The sequence below is a fragment of the Halomonas cupida genome (assembly GCF_900142755.1).
In the GTDB taxonomy this organism is placed as follows: domain Bacteria; phylum Pseudomonadota; class Gammaproteobacteria; order Pseudomonadales; family Halomonadaceae; genus Halomonas; species Halomonas cupida.
The window spans coordinates 1-1,661 of record NZ_FRCA01000027.1; the positions used below are offsets into that span (position 1 = coordinate 1).

The following is a 1,661-nucleotide window of genomic DNA, read 5'->3' on the forward strand; positions in this document are numbered from 1 at the left end:
TGCGGCACGTTCTTCGATGCAGAGTTCAGAATAGGACATGGGGCCAACACCTTACCGAATTGGTCAGGTGTTGCACTCAGACTTTGCGTCCAAGAGGTTTGAAAAAATCAGCAGCATCACTGTACTCACCTGCCCAAATATACCAGCCAGAACTACCATTTTCCGGGTCTTCACGGACCCCATAGATAGGAGATTCTTTAGCTGTATGGATAGCAACCCCAGCAATATCGCCAAGAGACGGGAAAATGACTTCTGATCCCGTCCTTTTACAAACCTCTTGTTGCTCATCTTGCAGATTCACCCTCTCCACCCCCTTCATATGATGTCTCTGAAAAAGGGGCATGTCTGTCAACCTTACATACCCGAACATCAGCGACAACATGGCTAAATATCATCCAGAGAGGTCTGAGTCTACACTTTCTGTCAGAATAATCACCACTCACCTAAGAGAAAATAAAAGCACTTCTTATGTTTAATTTCAGGGCAAGAAAAAATGAACCTGATGCAGCAACCCTGAACTTTCCAGCCCATTCCATCAATGGTAAAGAAGTAGCGTGAACAATGTGTCTCAAGCGACCCGTTAGAAGATCCGGTGATAGCTGAAAATCAGGCTACAGAATTTCTGTCGATATTTATCACATCCACCTCCATTTCTTCTAGCCGATCTTCAAATCTTTCCCATCCATATTGTCTGACGAACTCGCACTCTGCAGTTGTTATTGGCACTAGCCACATAAACAAAACTTCTTCTCCTTCAATCATGAATCCATACGATTCGTCGGGAAGCAAGAATGGAGGGGCTACATAAAGTGATGTAAATTCATGTCCTTCAAAAAGCTCTCCTTTTGGCCCGATAACATCCCCCCTCAAGAATGCTGTTCCCGATTTTTCCATCACAGTCACCACATCTTCTATGATAGATGGGATATGAAGAAAATCACACTCTCCAGGGAGGATAAAAAATAATTCACAACGCACATGTCTCCCGGAATTCCTCAATGGATATGGAGAATTGCTCAGCCCAAGTGATACATAGATATTAGCGTCGACTATGTAATCAGGGGTGGTCTTTACAACTTGCACATCGTTTGAAGGGGTGGATATCCTCCACCCCTTCTCCACCCTTCCGAAACTTGTCTCCATATGTTCGAAAAAGTCTTTCTTTATTTTCGATTCCCCTCCGACATGTTGCATCTCGGACATTTTAGAATCACTCCTTCTTGATAGTTATCTATAACTTGAGGGCGCGACACATCATCCGGAAATTCTCGATTTGACCAAGGTTCAGGATCATGGTCGATATGCCAGTCTCTGGGCCCTTCGCCCGGCGCAACTCTGACCTCTGTCCCGCAGCTAGGACATAGACGTCCACCAGTTGGGCCTTCACTAGCGTTTTCCCATGTGCTTCTGACAGTCCCTCTACGCCAAGAAGTTCGGCTAGTAACTTGCCCTCGCTCGTTGGTTCCTCTCACCAACCCCAACGGATCCACCCACCCGGTAGGGTTGGGTGCGTACATATACAGGTTTTCGCCACCTGCCAAGCCTATCGGATCCTGAGTGGTGAAGCGACCGATCTGCGGGTCGTAGTAGCGGAACCGGTTGTAATGCAGCCCGGTTTCTTCGTCGTGGTACTGGCCCTGGAAGCGGAAGGGGTTGTCGGT

Annotated in this window: 3 protein-coding genes; all 3 read right to left on the reverse strand. The window is 47.1% G+C overall.

What is annotated here, in order from left to right; all coding sequences use genetic code 11:
• Positions 1-76: 76 nt before the first annotated feature.
• Entirely contained in the window at positions 77-382 is a 306-nt protein-coding gene (locus tag BUE38_RS22035; protein WP_143166436.1) for an immunity protein Imm33 domain-containing protein, read from the reverse strand.
• A gap of 224 nt (positions 383-606) precedes the next feature.
• Positions 607-1,203 (reverse strand): suppressor of fused domain protein, encoded by a 597-nt coding sequence (locus BUE38_RS22040; protein WP_073437398.1) that lies wholly within the window; start codon positions 1,201-1,203, stop codon positions 607-609.
• The coding region (locus tag BUE38_RS22270; RefSeq protein ID WP_143166437.1) for an RHS repeat-associated core domain-containing protein at positions 1,164-1,661 on the reverse strand (498 nt) is incomplete at its 5' end. The genes BUE38_RS22270 and BUE38_RS22040, both read right to left, overlap by 40 nt.

Excerpts from the sequence above, each read along its gene's own strand:
- BUE38_RS22035 (WP_143166436.1), bottom strand. The coding sequence starts at position 382 with ATGTTGTCGCTGATGTTCGGGTATGTAAGGTTGACAGACATGCCCCTT.
- BUE38_RS22040 (WP_073437398.1), bottom strand. The coding sequence starts at position 1,203 with ATGTCCGAGATGCAACATGTCGGAGGGGAATCGAAAATAAAGAAAGAC.